This window comes from Microcystis sp. M049S2 (assembly GCF_020245625.1).
GTDB classification, from domain to species: domain Bacteria; phylum Cyanobacteriota; class Cyanobacteriia; order Cyanobacteriales; family Microcystaceae; genus Microcystis; species Microcystis ichthyoblabe_A.
Genome location: NZ_JADBUN010000037.1, coordinates 1 through 18962, shown reverse-complemented (window position 1 = coordinate 18962; position 18962 = coordinate 1). Strand labels below are relative to the sequence as shown.

The following is an 18962-nucleotide window of genomic DNA, read 5'->3' as shown; positions in this document are numbered from 1 at the left end:
ACTTAGAACTCCACTACCTCGGTATTTTCATTATTTAACGAGCTATCGGCTTGATCCTGGGCGACCCAATCTACCGCTTGGATATAACCCGCAATGCCCGCGATCGTTGGTGATTCAAACATAATTTGTACGGAAAGATCAAGTCCAAAGGCTGAATTAATCCGCGATAACACCTGAGTAGCTAACAGAGAATGACCTCCCAATTCAAAGAAATTATCTTCTCTGCCGACTCGTTCTACTTTGAGAACTTGCACCCATATTTGAGCGAGGATTTCTTCGGTGGGAGATTTAGGGGCAATATAATGATCTGATAATTCTTGAGGTTCAGGTACAGGTAAGGAACGGCGATCGCATTTGCCACTGGGCGTTAAGGGTAAACTTTCTAAAATAACAAAGGTATTGGGAACGAGATAGGCAGGTAATTGATTAGTCAAGAATTGACGTAGTTCACCACTAGTTGCTTGGGAATTAGGATTAAGAACAACGTAGGCAACTAAGCGTTTATCGCCTGGAGTATCTTCCCGAACAATTACAGCAGTAGTTTGAACATCGGAATATTGACTAAGAACCGCTTCAATTTCTCCTAACTCAATGCGAAAACCGCGAATTTTTACCTGATTGTCAATGCGTCCTAAATATTCAATATTACCATCATTTAAAAAACGAGCTAAATCTCCCGTTTTATACAATTTTGATGGTTGCTCTCCCCCCTTATCAAGGGGGGTTAGGGGGGGATCAAACGGATTAGGAATAAATCTTTCAGCCGTTAATTCAGGTCTGTTTAAATAACCTTCGGCTAAGGCTATTCCACCAATGTATAACTCTCCTGGTACTCCAATAGGAACTGGCTGTAAATAGGAATCCAGAAGATAAATCTGAGTATTAGCGATCGCACGACCAATAGGAGGAAGAATCGGCCAATTTTCAACTGGATTGGTCAGGGTAAAACTGGTAACAACATGACTTTCTGATGGCCCATAATGATTGTGTAAAGTACAATTTTCTAAGCTCCTAAACCAAGCGGCGATCGCGGGTGTAATTTGTAATTGTTCTCCTGCCGTGATCACTTCTCGTAAACTGCCGACCCAAAATTGACGACTAACACTGACTTCTGCTAATTGCTGTAGAGCCACAAAGGGTAAAAATAGTCTTTCAATGGCTTGTTTTTCCAGAAAATCTAATAAAGCGGAAGTATCTCGTCTCAGTTCTTCTGGGATCAAAACTAATCTTCCTCCAGCAGACAAAGTGGAGAAGATTTCTTGAAATGAAACATCAAAACTAATCGGTGCAAATTGTAACGTTTTAGCCTCGTTAGCAACCGTCGTATTTTGCAATTGCCAAAGGATCAGATTGCCCAGAGCCAGTTGACCCATCATCACCCCTTTGGGCTGTCCTGTCGAACCAGAAGTATAGATAACATAGCCCAGATTATGGGGCTGTAGCTTAATGTTTAAATTGTCTCGACTAAACTTAGCTATGGTGGGCCAGTCCTTGTCCAAACAAACTCGCGTTGCTTGATATTCAGGCAGTTTTTCCACAAGTTTCTCTTGGCTTAATAGCACAGAAATTTGGGCATCCTTTACCATAAAACTTAAACGTTCGGTCGGATATTCGGGGTCAAGCGGTAAATAAGCTCCACCTGCTTTAAGAATGCCTAAAATTCCTATGATCATTGCGAAGGAACGCTCGACACATAAACCGACTAAACAATCAGCTTCTACTCCCAAAGAACGCAAATAATGAGCTAACTGATTAGCACGCTTATTTAACTCGGTGTATGTTAATTGTTGATCCGAACATACCACCGCGATCGCATCGGGAGTCCGTTCAACTTGCGCTTCAAATAATTGATGAATACAGGAATCCTGGGGATAATCGGCTTGGGTCTGATTCCAATCCACTAAAAGTTGCTTTTGTTCCTGTTCCGACAACAAAGTTAATAGGCTCACCGATTGTTGAGGATTAGCAATAATTGCCCTGAGAATATTCTGGAAATGTTGCAATAGACGGGCGATCGTTGTTTCATCAAATAAGTCAATTTTGTAGCAGCAATATCCAGCTATGCCGTCGTTAACTTCTGACAGATGAACCTCTAGGTCAAAACGAACAGAATCTAGTTCCCAAGACATTTCTGCAATGGTCAAACCAGGTAAGTTCCAAGCTTCATTGGCCGCATTTTGTAAGGCAAACATTACCTGTACCAGGGGATTACGGTCTAATCTGCGCTCTAGCTGTAACTCTTCCACTAACATTTCAAAGGGCAAATCTTGATGCTCATAGGCATCCTGAGCCATCGCCTGTACTTGTTTTAAGAAAGCGGCAAAGCTTGGTTTTTCCGATAAATCTAACCTCAGAGCCAGGGTATTAACAAAAAAGCCGATTAATCCCTCAATTTCTCGACGATTACGGTTGGCGATCGCTGAACCAATGACTATATCAGTCTGGCCACTATAACGGGATAAAACCACCCCAAAAGCGGCCAACAAAGTCATAAACAAAGTACAACCCGACTGTTGACTTAAGGTTTTCAATTGTTGAGTCAGTTTACTATCTAGCTGAAATCTTTCTGTCTTGCCTTGAAAGGTTTGGATCGCGGGACGAGGGCGATCGGTGGGCAGTTCTAACAGAGGAGGAGCAGCCGCTAATTGTCGCTTCCAATATTCCAATTGAGCCGCCAAAACCTTACCCTGTAACCACTCTCGCTGCCAAACGGCAAAATCCGCATACTGAATTGGTAAAGTCGGTAAAGTTGGTTCTTTACCCGCAACAAAAGCCCCATAGAGATGGGACAATTCACGAATAAAAACACCAATAGACCAGCCATCAGAAATAATATGGTGCATATTAATTAATAAAATATGCTTTTCTGGCTGCAATTTGAGGAGCGTTACCCTCAACAAAGGACTCTTAGTTAAATCAAAGGGGGTTTGGGATTCCCGATAGGCCAATTTTTCTGCTTCTGTCTCCTTTCCTGTCAAATTAACCATCGTCAATTCCCAAATAGGCTGGGGATCAATGACCTGCACGGGAACCCCGTCAACCGTCTGAAACCTGGTACGCAATGGCTCGTGACGTTGAATTATTGACCCTAGAGCTTGTTTGAGAGCTTCTACTTGCAGAGAACCGCTTAAACTCAAGGCCCCTGTCATGTTATAGGTTCCCGTTGCCCCTTCTAATTGATACAAGAACCAGAGTCGCGACTGGGCAAAGGAGAGGGGTAATTGGCGATCGCGAGGAATGGGAAGAATCGTTCTAGGATTAATTTGCTCCTCTGAACCCAGTTGATTGAGAAAGTGAATGATTTCTGCTTTACGGTTTTTCAGTTCTGTTTGAATCTCTGGGGTTAATAGGCCCTGGGGTGCATTACAACGCAGGCGATCGCCGTCCATCCAGAGTTTAATATCTTGATTGGCTAAATCTGACAAAAAGGTTTCAATAGATTTCATAGTTCAATTTCCTCGCGATCGCCCGATAAATGCTCAACAGGGGCTTGTAATTTTTGTAAAGTGGCATGAATGTCCGTTACCGCTAAAGCCAAATCCGCTACAGTCGGTTGTTCAAATAGGCGACGCAGGGGCAACTCTAGGGCAAAACTTTCTCGTAAGCGTGAAATAACTTGAGTGGCTTGCAAAGAATTACCGCCGATCTCAAAAAAGTTATCATTAATTCCCACTTTTTCCAGTTTTAAAACTTGACCAAAAATAGCGGCGATCGCAGTTTGGGTCGGATTGTCTGGAGCTACATAGTCTATCGAACGATTTAACTCTGGATTGGGCAACGGTAAAGCCCGACGATCAATTTTGCCATTGCTGGTTAACGGTAAATTTTCCAGCACAAGCCAATAGGCGGGAATCATATAGTCGGGAAGCTGCCGTTTAACAAACTCTCGTAATGATTGAGTCGTACAAGCAGGATCATTAGGGACAATATAAGCGACCAAAGCCCGATTTTCAGAGCGATCGCTTTCATTCACCAAAACCACCGCTTCTCGTACCTGGGGATGGGAAAGCAAAACAGCCTCAATTTCTCCCAACTCAATCCGAAAACCGCGAATTTTGACTTGATTATCAATGCGTCCCAGATATTCAATATCACCATCGGGTAAATAACGAGCTAAATCTCCCGTTTTATACAATTTTGATGGCTGCTCTCCCCCCTTATCAAGGGGGGTTAGGGGGGGATCAAAAGGATTAGGAATAAACCGCTCTGTGGTAAATTCAGGACGATTGAGATAACCTCTTGTTACTCCTGCACCGCCCACATACATCTCCCCTTGTCCCCCAATTGGTACGAGCTGCAAATATTTATCCAGTAAATATATCTGCAAGTCAGGAATAGGACGACCAATGACACTAACAGCATTATTTAAGTCCGTCATACTTAACGGGCGATAAGTAACGTGGACAGTAGTTTCTGTAATTCCGTACATATTGACCAATATGGGAACTTGGTCGCCGTGTCGTTCAAACCAAGGCTGTAAACTGTTGATTTCTAAAGCTTCTCCTCCAAAAATTACCAAGCGTAAACTTAAACCGTGATCTGTTGCCTGTTCCGCTTGAATTAACTGACGGAAGGCCGCAGGAGTTTGATTAAGAATGGTGACTTTCTCTTGACACAACAATTCTAAAAATAATGAGGGGGAACGACTAACTAAATAAGGTACTATTACCAGGCAGCCACCATAGAGTAATGCCCCCCACATTTCCCAGACAGAAAAGTCGAAAGTGTAGGAATGGAATAAAGTCCAGACATCTTGAGAATTAAAATGATACCAAGAGTCCGTTGCTGCAAACAGTCGCACGACATTGGCGTGATTAACTAAAACTCCTTTAGGTTGACCTGTGGAGCCTGATGTATAGATAATGTAGGTTAAATTATCTGGTTTCGCGCCGCTTTCAAGGTTTGATATACTCTCTTGAGCAATTTTTTCCCATTGTCTATCCAAACAGATAATCTGTAGTTGCTGGTCAGGAATGGATTCTAATAACTTCTCTTGAGTTATTAAGACTTTCACTTGAGAGTCTTCTAACATGAACTGAAGACGTTCATTGGGATAGTCAGGATCAAGAGGCACATAAGCTCCTCCCGCCTTGAGAATCCCTAATAAGCCAACAATCATTTCCAAAGAACGTTCTACGGAAATGCCGACTAAGACCTCTGGCCCCACTCCTAAACTTTGTAAATAATGGGCTAACTGATTGGCTCGACTATTTAATTCACTGTAGGTTAATTTTTGGTTTTCAAAAATAACCGCGATCGCATCGGGAGTTCGTTCAACTTGTGCTTCAAATAATTGATGAATGCACTGATCTTGAGGATAATCGGTCTTGGTATTATTCCAATCCACTAATAACTGTTGTCGTTCAGCAGGACTTAATAAGGGCAATTCCCGCAAATTTTGTCGCGGATCATTAATAACTGCCTCAAGTAAGGTTTGAAAATGGCCTAACCAACGCTGAATCGTTTCATCTTTAAATAAGTCTGTATTGTAGTCACAATCAATCAGAGCTTCTCCACCCATTTCTGTCACATTCCAATGCAAATCTCGATCTTTAAAACTAATACTTTGAGGCAGTAAACTAACCTCTAATCCCTTCATTTTAGGTAAATTAATGGCTGGTTCTAAATTGAAACTGACATCAATTAAAGGAGAGCGACTGGTATTACGCGGTAAATCTAACTGATTGAGCAAAAGAGCAAAGGGATAGTCCTGATGTTCATAAGCCGACAACAAAACCCCCCGCATTTGTTTGAGATATTCAGCAAAAGTGGGATTACCGGCTAATTGACTGCGAATGGGTAAAAAATGGGTACAGTAACCAACCATACCTTCACTATCTAAAAGCCCCCGTCCAGAGGCTGGCAGACCCACCAGAATATCATCCTGTCCCGTCAAACGATGAATGAGAATGTTATAAACTGATAACAGTGTCATTAGAAAAGTACAGCCCTGTTTACGACTAAATTGCTTTAGTTTTTCTGTAAATTGGCTATCTAGGGTCAGACTTTGACGATTGGCTTGGTAACTGGGTAAAGCTGGACGAGGTTTGTCAGTGGGTAAATTCAAAACAGGGGGATCGGCAAGGGTTGCTAACCAATAGGCTTGCTGTTTTTTCAGTTCTTCCCCTTGGCTTGGCTGGCTTTGCCATTCAATCAATTCTCGAAACTGTTTTGGGGTTTTAAGATTAGCCGTAACACCCTGACATTTGGCTGAATATAACTCTCCTAATTCCCGAAGGATTACCCCCATTGACCAACCGTCACTGATAATGTGATGGGCCGTTAATACTAACAAATGTAATTCTGGTTCTAATTTGAGTAGATGCCAACGCACGAGAGAACCCTGGCTCAAATCAAAGGGTTTTTCACTTTCTTCCTTTAACCATTGTTCTGCTTGCTGTTGGGCCGAAGCTTGGTCAAGACTGAAGTCTAAGATAGGGCAGTTAATTTCGACCTGGGGCAGGATTTCTTGACTATCTCCCTGGGCATTAATTTTGGTTCGTAACGCTTCATGGCGATCGCTGATTTGTTGAATAGCTTGATTCATTGCGACGGGATTTAATGGGCCACTTAATTGCAATGTCACTGATTGGTTATAGGCCACAGAGCCGTTGTCTCCTAATTGAGCCAAAATCCACAGTTGTCGTTGGGCTTCGGTGAGAGGGACTTGATCCCCCCCTAACCCCCCTTGATAAGGGGATTGATCCCCCCCTAACCCCCCTTGATAAGGGGATTGATCCCCCCCTAACCCCCCTTGATAAGGGGGGAGATGAGGTTGATATAAGTCTTTTAGGGACTGGAGATAGGGTAAATTGGCCAAAACTGTTTGTTCATCTACCCCAAAATCAATAAAACAAGCCACTTCATCCACACCGATGGACTGCAAATGATCAATAATTTGACGACAGGATTCGGGTGTGCCAATTAAAGCACTGGTTTCTGTATAGCGTTTATAGGCAGAAGCGAGGAGAAAGTCCCGATCTTCGTCTCTTAATTGTTCAAAATCCACTTTCATGCCCTGGCTCTTGACCATGTTCTGCAAGAGTCCGACAGAGGAGGTGAGGTATTGCCCAAAGGGTTGGCGAGCCTGTTCTCGAACTTGTTCTAAATCCTTGCCAACAAAAGTATGCAGGAGAACTGTCACCGTTCCCGACGCGGGATCATAACCATGCTCTGCCAAAGATTGACGATATAGCGCAATATTACGGGCTAAATCTTCCACGCTTTGCCCCATCAGATTGGTAAGGATATTAGCACCGATCGCCCCTGCTCTGATATAGGTATCGGGATTATTAACAATAGTAATCCAGCTGGGTAACTGGGACTGCATCGGTTGGGGATAGGTTTTTACCTCTACCCTTTGACCCTTTCCGTCTGGCACGGTGATCGCTTCCCCTCGCCAAAGTTTCTGGACGGTTTCAATTTCTTGGAACATCAATTCCCGATGTTGGCCAAAAGACTGGGGAGCCAAGACAAAATCCTGGGGATGCCAACCCGATGCAAAAGCAATACCAACGCGGCCCTGGGAAAGATTGTCCACCACTGCCCATTCTTCGGCGACTCGGATGGGATTGTGTAGCGGTAGAACCACACTGCCTGATCGCAGTTGAATTTGTTGGGTTTCCCGTGCTAAAGCCGCCGCCAAAACCGAAGGATTGGGAGAAAAACCACCAAAAGCGTGGAAATGACGTTCAGGAATCCAAAGGGCTGTAAAACCAGCGCGATCGCCAAATTTAGCTCCTTCAAACAGTAAGTTATATTTATTCGGGTTAAATTCCGCTTCATAGCTACCAAAGTAGTAGAGGCTAAACTGTATCGTTTTTTGGTCTTGAGACCCGCTCCCTTTCCCTAACTTACTGTCCCTAACAGAATGAGAATTTCCTCCCTTATCAAGCGCGACATCAACATCTCCCCCCTTATCAAGGGGGGTTAGGGGGGGATCAATCCCCTTATCAAGGGGGGTTAGGGGGGGATCAATTTGAGGCGTTGGCACTGGCCAGGAGGGCTTTTTTGCGGGGATAAAACCTCCCTGACGCAATTCTGTGACGCTATCTTTAACCGCTTGGACAAATTGGGCAAGATCGGCTTCCGTATGGGCGGTTGAAAGAAAATGTTTACGCCATTCCCAGACATAAATACCTTTTTCCACCATGTGATAGAACAGTAAATCCAAATTCCCCGCCAGCGCAAAACGGAAGAAAGAACTAAACTGTTCGATTTTAATAGGAACGTCTTCTGCTTCAAAATAGCGATTGAGGGTATCGGCTAAGGCGGCGGTGCGTTCAGTTAATTGTTGTTGCAGACCTGGCCCCTGCTCCTTTAAATGGGTCAGGACAGCCCTAGCCGCTACCATTGCTAACGGATGCTGATTAAAGGTTCCCCCAAAAAAGGTTCTGTCCACCCCAGGATAGGATTTATCGCCATAACGCCACATTCCCCCGTCAATGCTGTCCAGATAATGGGCCTTACCTGCAATAACTCCAATGGGCATTCCTCCCGCAACTACTTTGCCATAGGTGGCAATATCCGCCTGTACTCCAAATAAAGCTTGCGCTCCCCCTGGGTGCGATCGAAAACCCGTAATCATTTCATCAAAAATCAGGGCAATGCCCATTTGACTGGTAATTTGTCGCAGACTTTGGAGAAATTGTTGGGGTTGTAGTAAAGGATTGCCACTTTGAATTGGTTCTACTAAGACCGCCGCTAAATCCTGCCCCTGGGTTTGTAAATAGTTCAGAGCTTCCGCACTGCCATAGTCCAATACCACCACATCGGAACTAAGGCTGGGGGGAACGCCTAGAGCTAGGGGAAGGGAGTGGGGTTGATTATCAATAATTTGGTTCCTAAAAAGGGTTCCGTCCGCATGGCCATGATAGGAGCCTTCAAAGAGGGCAATTTTACTCCGACCTGTTGTTGCCCTGGCGATACGAATAGCGGCCATTACGGCTTCGGTTCCAGAGTTGCAAAAACAAGCTCGTTCGGCTCCTGTTAGTTCACAAATTAAGGCGGCCACTTCTCCCACAATTGGCGATCGCGGATTGAGATGAATGCCTTCAGTGAGTTGGCTTTGTAGGGCCGACATAATGAAGTCTGGTTGATGCCCAAACAGCGTTACCCCTTGCCCCATCGTCATATCAATATATTCATTACCGTCCACATCCCAAATTCTTGATCCTTGAGAACGTTGGGCCACAATGGGATAGAGCATCTCTTTAATGGACATACGGAATCCGACCGAGGCTCGACTATCTGCTAAACGCGGGCGATCACGTTGCACAATTTGCTTAGAGGTTTTGGTACGTTCCGTAAAGCGAGCAATTAATGCCTCTAGATGTTGCTGTTGTTGGGGAGTTAATCCACCTGTGGGTGGTTTTTTCGGCCCCCAGGGAGTGGCTGTTACTGTCGGTTTAGGAGCAGAAGCTTGATTGCTGGTTTGACGGGTGCGACTGGCTATTGGCTCTAGGTTCGCCGCTAATTGCTGGGGGGGAATTAACTGTTGTGTAAGTCCGTTTGACCTATTTTGACTGACGGAAGATGGGGAATTTTCTGTGGTTCGGGGAGTCGTCGGGGCAAAATTGGCCGTTTGCAAGACCTCTAACTGTTTGGCCATCAGTTGTAACTGTTGACCCATAATGTTTTCCAGGGCAGAACTAGAAACGGTTGAACCTGAGGCTGTTACCGCACTGGTTTGTGGCACAGAAACTTGAGGCACTTCAACTCCTCCCATTTCCCCTGCTCCTCCCATTCCTGTAAGGGGGGCGATCGCCAAAACCTTTGGAGAAGCCGTTTGACGTTGAAAGCCGTTGGTATTAGAACTCAGCACGACATTGGGCGATCGGTTATTTGAGCAGGCAATGGGCGCAGAAAACACCTCGGTATTAACTTGAGTATTCTGGAAATTATTAGCCAGATTTTGAGCCAAATAAATAGCTAAAGCATCTAAATTTGATAACTCCTCAAATAACTGACGCATAGCAATTTTAACGTTATAGGTATTTTCAATCCGTCTGACCGCCTCAACCATGACAATGGAATCTGCCCCCATCTCCAGGAAAGGTGTATGAACATTGACATCAGCAGGGGACAATTGCAGTAAATTTCCCACTAGGGTTTGCAATGTGATTAGAATCTCCTGTTGTTTTTGATTGCTGGAGATAGCTTGGACATTAGTGGCATTGGTCGTCATATTTGTTTCTTCAGAAGTCGGTTTAATGGTTTCAAGCCAATAGCGTTGACGTTGAAAAGGATAGGTCGGTAGAGCCAGTAAATTGTGGGGATAATTTTGATTAAAACCTTCCCAGTTTATTTCGGCTCCTTGGGAATCATAGAGAATCGCCAAACTATTTAGTAGGCTTTGTTCTTCTTCTTGAGGAGGGGCGAGGGAAAATAGCCAAGTGGTCGATCTTTCTGGACAACATTGTTGACCCAATCGAGATAAAGTCGGTTTCGGACTGACTTCTAAAAAAAGACTGAATTTCTGCTCGATCAGCGTTTGGATACTCCCATAAAATTGTACAGGGTTGCGTGCATGATTTCGCCAGTAACGAGCGTCAATGATTGCTCCTTCTGGTAAAACTTCCCCCGTTAAATTAGCAACTAAGGGAATTTGCAGAGGTAGGGAGGAAATTGCAGCAGCTTCCTGTTCTAAGGAATCTAAAATCGGTTCCAAGAGCGGCGAGTGAAAAGCATGGGAAACTTTTAGTGGACGAACTTCTATTCCTGCTGCCGTTAAATGAATGATAATCTCAGCAATAATCGGCGCTTTTCCTGAAATAACAAAATTTTCTGGTCCATTAATAGCCGCGATCGCTACCTCGTTTTTATAAGGCTTAATAGTAGCTTTAACCCGCTCTTCTGCGGCAAAAACGGCGATCATTGTCCCATTCTTGGGGAGAGACTGCATCAGTTTTGCCCGTTTGGCAATTAGCGTTAATCCATCTTCTAAGCTTAAGGCTCCGGCAACAGTAGCCGCCACATATTCACCGACACTATGACCAATTACTGCCGCTGGTTCTATTCCCCAGGAACGCCATAACTGTGCTAGGGCATACTCGAATGCGAATAAAGCAGGTTGGGTATAGGCAGTCTGCTCCAGGTAAAAACTCGCTTTTTCCGGTTCTAGGTCAGCAGGATAAAGAATTTCTAAGAGGGGTTGATCTAAATGGGGTCGCAGGATTTCAGCACAGCGATCCAAGGTTTGGCGAAAGACGGGTTGGGTTTCGTACAGTTGACGACCCATACCTACATATTGAGAACCTTGACCGGCAAATAGAAAAACAATTTTAGGTTTTTTCTTTTTGTTAATACTCTTCGGTTCTCTCATCCTTTCTTGGTTACTAAAGTTCTCTAACTTCTGCAACATTTCTAAGCGATCTCTAGCCACTACTCCTAAACGATGATTAAAGTGCGATCGCCGACTATTGGCCGTAAAACAAACATCAGTGAGAGGAATTTCATGATGATCAGCTAAATACTTTTGATAACAACGGACTAAGGCTTTTAAGGCTTCTTCATTCTTGGCAGATAAAGTCAGCAAATGCCAGGGACGTTCCATCAACTTCTGCCCATTTTGTTGATTATTTTTAACGGTGACAGGAGCTTCGCTAAGAATCACATGGGAATTTGTCCCCCCAAACCCAAAGGAACTGATACCGGCTAAACGTCGTTCGACACCGTTTTCACCAGATCCCGGGGATTTGATCCGCCAAGGTTGACACTGAGTAGGAATCGCAAAAGCTGTGTCAGCGAGGGAAATATAGGGATTAAGGGTTTTAAAGTGGAGATTAGGGGGAATTTCTTGGTGTTGTAGGCAGAGAACGACTTTAATCAGACCCGCCATTCCCGCCGCCGCTTCTAAATGACCAATGTTGGTTTTCACAGAACCGAGCCAACAGGTTTGATCGAGCGATCGCTTTTCACCCAAAACCGCTTTCAGAGATTTAACTTCGATCGGATCCCCCAATTCTGTCCCCGTGCCATGGGCTTCGACATAGCTAATCTGGGCCGGTTTTACCCTGGCATTTGCCAGGGCCTGACGAATCACCGCCTGTTGAGCAGGGCCATTAGGGGCTGTGAGTCCATTACTTAAACCATCCTGATTCACCGCCGAACCTTCAATCACTGCTAAAACGCGATCGCCGTCCTGAATGGCATCCCTAAGACGTTTAAGTACGACTACTCCACAGCCTTCCGAGCGCACATAACCATCGGCCCTCGCGTCAAAGGTTTTACAACGACTGTCGGGGGCCATCATTCTCGCTTGGGAAAAAACAACGGTTGTCTCTGGCGACAAAATGAGATTAACTCCCCCCACTAAGCAGAGGTTCGATTCTTGATTTTGCAAACTCTGACAGGCCAGGTGAACGGCGACGAGGGAAGAAGAGCAAGCGGTATCTACGGCCAAACTGGGGCCACGCAAATCAAACAGATATGATAAACGGTTAGCCGCAATACTGGTGCTGTTGCCTGTACCCACATAGGCCGTTAAATTAGCAGAGCTTTGGTAGGCTAGGCGATGATAATCCACATCACTGATGCCAATAAAAACCCCTGATTGGCTACCAGCTAAGGTTTCAGGCACAATTGCAGCATTTTCTAAGGCTTCCCAGGTGACTTCTAGTAATAGTCTTTGTTGAGGGTCTAGATAGGTGGCTTCTAGGGGAGAAATTCGGAAAAATTGTGGGTCAAATTGATCGACATTTTTTAGAAAACCGCCCTGGCGACTATACATCTTCTTGGCAGTGGCAGGTGTGGGATCGTAGAAACGCTCAATATCCCAACGTTCAGGAGGAATATCGGTGATCGCATCCCCCCCATTTCGCATGAGTTGCCAGAAAGCCTCTGGATTGTCAGCCCCTGGAAAGCGGCAACCAAGACCAATAATTGCGATGGGTTCCATTCAAATTCCTCTCAAATTCCTCACTGCGGTTTTTCTAATTTAATACGGTTACAGTTTCTTTAAATTGAAGAAAAGCTTTAATGTTATTGGTGATCGCCCGTTCAATTGACCCCCCAGCTTTCATGAGCCGCATTTCACGGTTAACTGGCCATAGATAATCCAAACTATCGGTCAAACGTAACATATTCTTCAGCATTTTTTGATGATACTTAACTTGTACATCGAAGCCCTGATGCTCTTGACATAAACATTTCTCTAGCCAATATAGAGACTCCTCTGCTGACATTCCAAATAAAGGAGAACGCAAAATCTTATCGTAATAGGATAAAAAAGCAGCATCCTGTCGGAAAATAGACACCATCCCCAAGTATAAACTTCCTAAAAAGCCTTGTTGCATCCGATAAAAAACTAAATTGCCGATAAACTGTTCATAGGCTGTTGGCTTAGAAAACTCTTTGTATAAATCACGGCCAATCAATTGGGAAGTCGTGGTATGAAAAGCTTCATCTAAAAGATGATAATGGGAAACTGCTGTGGGAACAGGAATAAATTCTCCTTTTCTTTCCAGTTCTCTCAAATAACGAGAATATTGATATTCATAGTTTTTAAAGCCCATATTACCCGTTAAACGATAGGTATAGTGCTGACAAGCCAAAAAAGGAGAACTGCCCCAATGAAAGGCAAAAAATTGCAGCAAAAACTTAGGATTTGCCACCCCAAAGTAGCCTTTGTTAGAAGCATTTAAAAATACACCTTTTTTCTCTAAATCTAGCAAATGAGAAGAATAATACTTTGATGAGTTGTTGAGCAGAGCTTTACTTAAAGAACGTAAACCTTTATATTGCAATTCTGAGTAGGAGGAAACCGAAGTAAGATTTAAAATTTGTTCTCCCACTCTTGAGGTTATTTTCTTACTTTTATCCGCTTTACTGGTAGTATTTTTGTTGGGTTTCAGCTTAAAAGCCTGTTTGCCTAAAAGAGCAAATTTTGTTTTACTACCAATAGTTTGAAAGGCATGGATATGGTATTTTTCTTGATTGCTTTCATGATCCAAGGTCAAGCAAAGAGAATCGTAGCCACCGACTTTAGCAAAGACACCGGCCGTCACCTGATTGTAGTTAATCGTGCTGGCTTCACTGACAGCAATGTAATCATACTGTGCGCCCCAATATAAATGATTGAGAGCTAACTTTTGAGAAGCGGAAGCTTGTTCATAGAGGGGAGTTCCATACAAAATAGACAGTTCGGGGTCTCCCCATAGATGCTCACTATTACTGGCATAATCAAAACTTTTTGCAAGGGTTTCAATTTTTTCGGTATAGTCAGATTCGAGATTGTGACGATAATTAGTATTATTCAGTTTGAGAGTTCTAGGGGATTGCTGATTGTCAATAGGGTTACTGTCCGACATGATTTTAGATTTCTCAATAGTAGTAATGATTTTTGTTTTGGCCAATTCAAGCTGTTAGTTTGCTCAAGTCGATAAACTTTAATGAGTTGTTCTGGGTTAAGCTGTTGGGGGATTCATCTAGGTTTTCCTTTCTTGATGGTACAAGTCAGAAGTCAGATTACCTTGATGGGATTCCTTTAGGGAATACTCCCTAGTGGGACACTTCGTTTTTGGATTGGCGAACAATTCACTTTACCAGAACTCAGTATAATCATCCATCTTTGCTAGGATGATCCAAAAAACGCAAGTTTTTTAAAACTGTTATTTTTTAGCCAACTTTCGGGAAAAGTCCCAAGCTTTTTCCCTACCCCCCACACCCCACACCCTGTCTCATTTTCAAGCAGCTTGCCACCCCATCAACCCAAAATGTTAGGACTGACTAACCTGTTTCGCCAACTTTTCTAGAGTTGGATAATCGTAGATCAGGGTGCGATCTAAATCTCGTCCTAACCAATCTTCTAGATCAGCGATCAAGGCAACTGCCATAGAAGAATCGAGACCATATTCATCAAAGGGAACGCTTAGATCAATCTCATCTTCGTCCACTTCCATCATCTCTGTCATGTAAGCCACTAACCAGTTTTGAATTTTCGTTAGGGTCGGTTGTTTTTTGTCGTTTGGGATTTCTGTGGACATTAGATTCAATTTGCTTTCTTGAGAAATGTAGTTAAAGTTTAAGGAATTTTCAAATCCAGAGACATGGACTTAAGGGGAGAGAAAGAATTGGTCGAAGTTTCAATCGACATACGAATTTAACACATTAAGTGCCGATCGAGAAATTTTCTTAGTCCAAAATTTCCAGGCTTCCCTCTAAAAATTTGGCCCGACAGCTACGACGCTGAATTTTACCGCTAGAGGTTTTTGGTAAACTGCCAGTCCTGATCAGCGCGATCGCATAAACCTGTAAATCATATTCCTGGACAACGGCTTTACGAATGGCTCTTTTTACCTCATCTATATCTACCTTACGGAGCCAGGTGCGCTCCACTTCCTGAACAACCACGAGCTTTTCTTCGCCCTTATTTTCAACGGTAAAAGCAGCCCCACAACTGGGACGCAGAGCGGGATGACTATTTTGGACGGTTAATTCAATATCCTGGGGATAATTATTGCGTCCTCGAATCAGAATAATTTCCTTGAGCCGACCTGTGACAAATAATTCACCGTCTTTGATAAAGCCCAAGTCTCCTGTTCGCAGAAAAGGCCCGGCTCCTGTATCTGCCAAATAAGCTTGAAAGGTTTCCTGAGTCTCTTGAGGTTTTCCCCAATAGCCTTGGGCGATTGTTGAACCTGATACCCAAATTTCGCCGACAATTTCAGGGGAGCAAGGTTTCAGGGTTTCAGGATTGACAATGACGATTTGAGTATCAATCGTCGTCCAGCCGCAGCCCACGAGGGTCTGCACATTGGTATCGGTTTCAGTGGCTCCCACAATCTTATTTTTTTCTAAAGCATTAGCCTGAACGGGATAAAAGTAAGGGGGACTGTCATAACTAACCGCCGTAACTTTCAGGGTGGCTTCTGCTAAACCGTAGCCAGGACAAAGGGCTGTGGCTTTGAAACCAGAAACTTGAAAAGCCTCCGCAAACTTTTTAAGTACCTCCGCTCTGACGGGTTCGGCCCCATTTAAGGCCATGCACCAATGGCTTAGATCTAACGTGGCCCGTTTTTCAGGGGGAATTTTCCGTACACAGAGATCGTAGGCAAAGTTGGGGGCCGCACTATGGGTCGCTTTTTTATCAGAAAGGGCCTGTAACCAACGTAACGGTCGTTCCATAAAGCTGGCAGGGGACATCATGTAACAAAGAAATCCTTTGTACAAAGGCTGAATAACCCCATAAATCAGACCCATATCATGGAAGGTCGGTAGCCAAGTGACCATTACGCTATCTTGATCATGGCCCCAACCACCATCTAAATCGGCTGAATTGATCAACAAGTTATCGTGACTGACCATTACTCCCTTTGGAGTTCCCGTTGAACCAGAGGTGTATTGTAGAAAAGCGAGACTGTTTTTTTCTAGGGTCGGTTCTAGCCAATCCTCCCTGAGGTGATGGTCAATTTCATCGGTGACAATCCATTGCATTGCTCCTAATTCAGGATCTTTAGCCCATTGGTTTTCTAAACTGGGAAATAGAGCCGCATTGGTGAAGGTAAATCGGGCTTGGGAATCGGCAATAATCGCTTGTAAACGCAATAAGTTTTGATTGCGTCGGGGTGGATAGGCGGGAATGGCAACGACTCCCGCATATAAACAACCAAAAAAAGCTGAAATAAAATCTAGTCCTGGGGGATAGAGCAGTAAACCCCTTTCGCCCTCGGCTTCTAAGGATTGTAGATAAGCGGCGATCGCCCTAGCATTTTGATCCAGTTCCCCATAGGTTAAACGAGCTTCTTCGATTTCTCCGTCTCGCAGAAAAATATAGGCGATGCGTTCCGGTTGACTGCTTGCCCGATAACGGAGTAATTCAACTAGGGTTGAGAATTTATTCAAGGGTTCTTGCAGATCACCATAGTGAATAGTCATCTAAGTACAGGACGAAAAACTTGAAAAGTAGGCGGGAGTAGGGTTTTATGAGAAATAGCACTAATCTCGAAACCCCCGTGAACCAGTATAAGGGAGCATCTCACCTTTGTAACCCCTAAATCAGGTTTTATGTCAAGCTATTTTAAAAGCCTTGCCAGAAACCAGTTTTAGGGACAAGTATAATTACTCACTTGCATAAATGAGATGCTCCCCAGTATAACGCCTTGAAACAAGCTCTCAAACCTCCTACTCCTAAAGGGATGGCACGGAGCAAGACTCTCTTTCCTCGCTCCATTGAAATAGCTCCCATTGTAGTCCAGTGGCTCCCTATCCCTCAACCCTGGCTATTGAGTATTGACCGCACCAATTGGTCATTTGGTAGTCATACCCATTCTCTGGTGATGCTCAAGAAGAAAAAAGGCAACTCAAACAGCGATGAACGGATGCGTTTTATTAAACCTCTTGCATAATTAATTTTTGAGGGTTCAAAAACGGCAAAAATAAGAACTAAACTGCCTAAAATCTGTAAATAGACTATTTAGTTAATTATTATTCATTCTTAATTCTCTTGACTACTGGCTACTGACTCCTAACCCTAACAACAATTTTTAGTTTTCACAAGAGGTCTAATGTGCGGCTAACTAATTGACGAATCCATAAGTAGTCGTGCAAAATTAATTTCCTAGTGAAGATAGGCAAGAGGCAAGAGGTGGTTAGATATGTGTAATTAATTTTGCTTAGGTACTTACCTCTAGCTCCCATTGTCCCGAAATTATGCTCGTATTTGCCGAGTTTTGCCATAATTTTTCAAGAATTTTCATAAGACTTTGTATTTTTGCCTGAGAATTTAAACTTTTCCAAATAACTATATATAGCGTTTTTCAGTCTGCTGAGGTACAAAAGTTATGGGTTTTAGGCAAAAGGCAAGAGACAAAAGTCAAAAGGGAAGAAAAATATGTGTACCTCACTAGCTTAGGAAACGCTATATTTTTATCGGAAATAATATATATTTAACAAATATCTCTTGACAAAAACTCCAAAATCTGGTATGGTTTCCTGCTCTAGATAATAATTTCTGGCCAACTAGCTACCACCGAGGCCAATTTATCCAAATCCCGACGATCTTCGATAAAGGGAAAAACACCTAAAACCGGACAATTAGTCAAGGATTGAATTAAATCGATCGGTGTTAACTGCTCTATCTCCGTCTCCGTGCGCGGTTCGAGACAATTAAGGATAATTCCGCCCAAATTGACCTTTTTTTGCTCTGCTAGGGCAATATTAGCCACCGTTTGGGAAATCGCCCCCAATTTCACCGGCACCACCAAAAGGGTTTTTAACCGCCATTGAGCCGCTAAATCCGCCAAAGTTAGCTCGTGGGTGACAGGACAACCTAAACCCCCCAAACCCTCAATTAAAACCAAATCTTGGCTTTTTTGTAGGTTCAGCAGAGCTTGCCACACTGTCCCCAAAGGAATATCTCGACCTTCCAAATCAGCAGCCACAGGAGGCGCTAAGGGTGCTTGATATTGCAGCGGTGTGATCATTTCTAATTGACCCTGAAATAAACCCTCATACCATTCTCGATCGCCTTGACCCGTTTGCATTAATTTCATCAACCCCAAGGCCTTGGATGGATAGTATTTTTGCCAATAAGCCACCAAAGCAGTGGTGACAACGGTTTTACCCGCATCGGTATCCGTAGCCGTAATCAAAAGACTATTCATCGAAAATTTGGGTCTGAAACCCCGTCGTTCTAGGTTGGCTTTACTGTTAAATATTAGCGCATTTACAAAATATATGCTAAAACGTGAGACATGGAAAAAGCCTATTCTTGCTGATTTTACCCCACACCCGAACAAGAGTCGCTATTGCGGCGCACTTTAGGCTGTGTAAGATTGGTTTACAATAAGGCACTCCGGTGGTGATTCGGTAGTAGTGATGGCGGCTCTTCTAGGTTCTGTGTGAGCATGGTATAATAGTAACACAGAACAGGAGGTGGGTTATGTGGATAAATTTTGATCAACTCCTCGATTTACCAAATGTAACAGTGGTCAATTATCAAAAAATTGCTCAGACAATTTTCC

6 protein-coding genes and 2 pseudogenes are annotated in these 18962 nt (G+C 43.7%); 2 read left to right on the top strand and 6 right to left on the bottom strand.

Annotated features, from left to right (window positions below):
* Nucleotides 1-2 precede the first annotated feature (2 nt).
* From IM496_RS03215 to IM496_RS03195, 5 genes are all read right to left on the bottom strand, one after another.
* Nucleotides 3-3446 (bottom strand): non-ribosomal peptide synthetase, encoded by a 3444-nt coding sequence (locus IM496_RS03215; RefSeq protein WP_287661216.1) that lies wholly within the window; start codon nucleotides 3444-3446, stop codon nucleotides 3-5.
* Nucleotides 3443-12898 (bottom strand): non-ribosomal peptide synthetase/type I polyketide synthase, encoded by a 9456-nt coding sequence (locus tag IM496_RS03210; RefSeq protein ID WP_287661215.1) that lies wholly within the window; start codon nucleotides 12896-12898, stop codon nucleotides 3443-3445. The genes IM496_RS03215 and IM496_RS03210 overlap by 4 nt, the downstream gene beginning before the upstream one ends.
* Before the next feature lie 34 nt (nucleotides 12899-12932).
* Nucleotides 12933-14309, bottom strand: a complete 1377-nt coding sequence (locus IM496_RS03205; protein ID WP_287661214.1) for a hypothetical protein — start codon at nucleotides 14307-14309, stop codon at nucleotides 12933-12935.
* Nucleotides 14310-14717: 408 nt separating this feature from the next.
* Nucleotides 14718-14984: an acyl carrier protein gene (locus IM496_RS03200; RefSeq protein WP_194016635.1), complete on the bottom strand. Its 267-nt coding sequence runs from the start codon at nucleotides 14982-14984 to the stop codon at nucleotides 14718-14720.
* Between the two features lie 148 nt (nucleotides 14985-15132).
* Nucleotides 15133-16875 carry a fatty acyl-AMP ligase gene (locus IM496_RS03195; protein WP_287661213.1) on the bottom strand — a complete coding sequence of 581 codons (1743 nt, stop codon included), beginning with the start codon at nucleotides 16873-16875 and terminating at the stop codon, nucleotides 15133-15135.
* A 224-nt stretch (nucleotides 16876-17099) separates the two neighbouring features.
* Here IM496_RS03195 and IM496_RS03190 point away from each other — a divergent pair.
* Nucleotides 17100-17339, top strand: a pseudogene (locus tag IM496_RS03190) (IS4 family transposase); the annotation flags it as partial.
* A 597-nt stretch (nucleotides 17340-17936) separates the two neighbouring features.
* Here IM496_RS03190 and bioD read toward each other — a convergent pair.
* The gene (gene bioD, locus IM496_RS03185; protein WP_194016629.1) at nucleotides 17937-18602 is read right to left on the bottom strand and encodes a dethiobiotin synthase; all 666 of its coding nucleotides are present in this window, start codon (nucleotides 18600-18602) and stop codon (nucleotides 17937-17939) included.
* 90 nt (nucleotides 18603-18692) lie between these two features.
* On the opposite strand from bioD, the pseudogene IM496_RS03180 reads away from it, so the two are divergent.
* A pseudogene (locus IM496_RS03180) lies at nucleotides 18693-18794 on the top strand (helix-turn-helix domain-containing protein); the annotation flags it as partial.
* Nucleotides 18795-18962 lie beyond the last annotated feature (168 nt).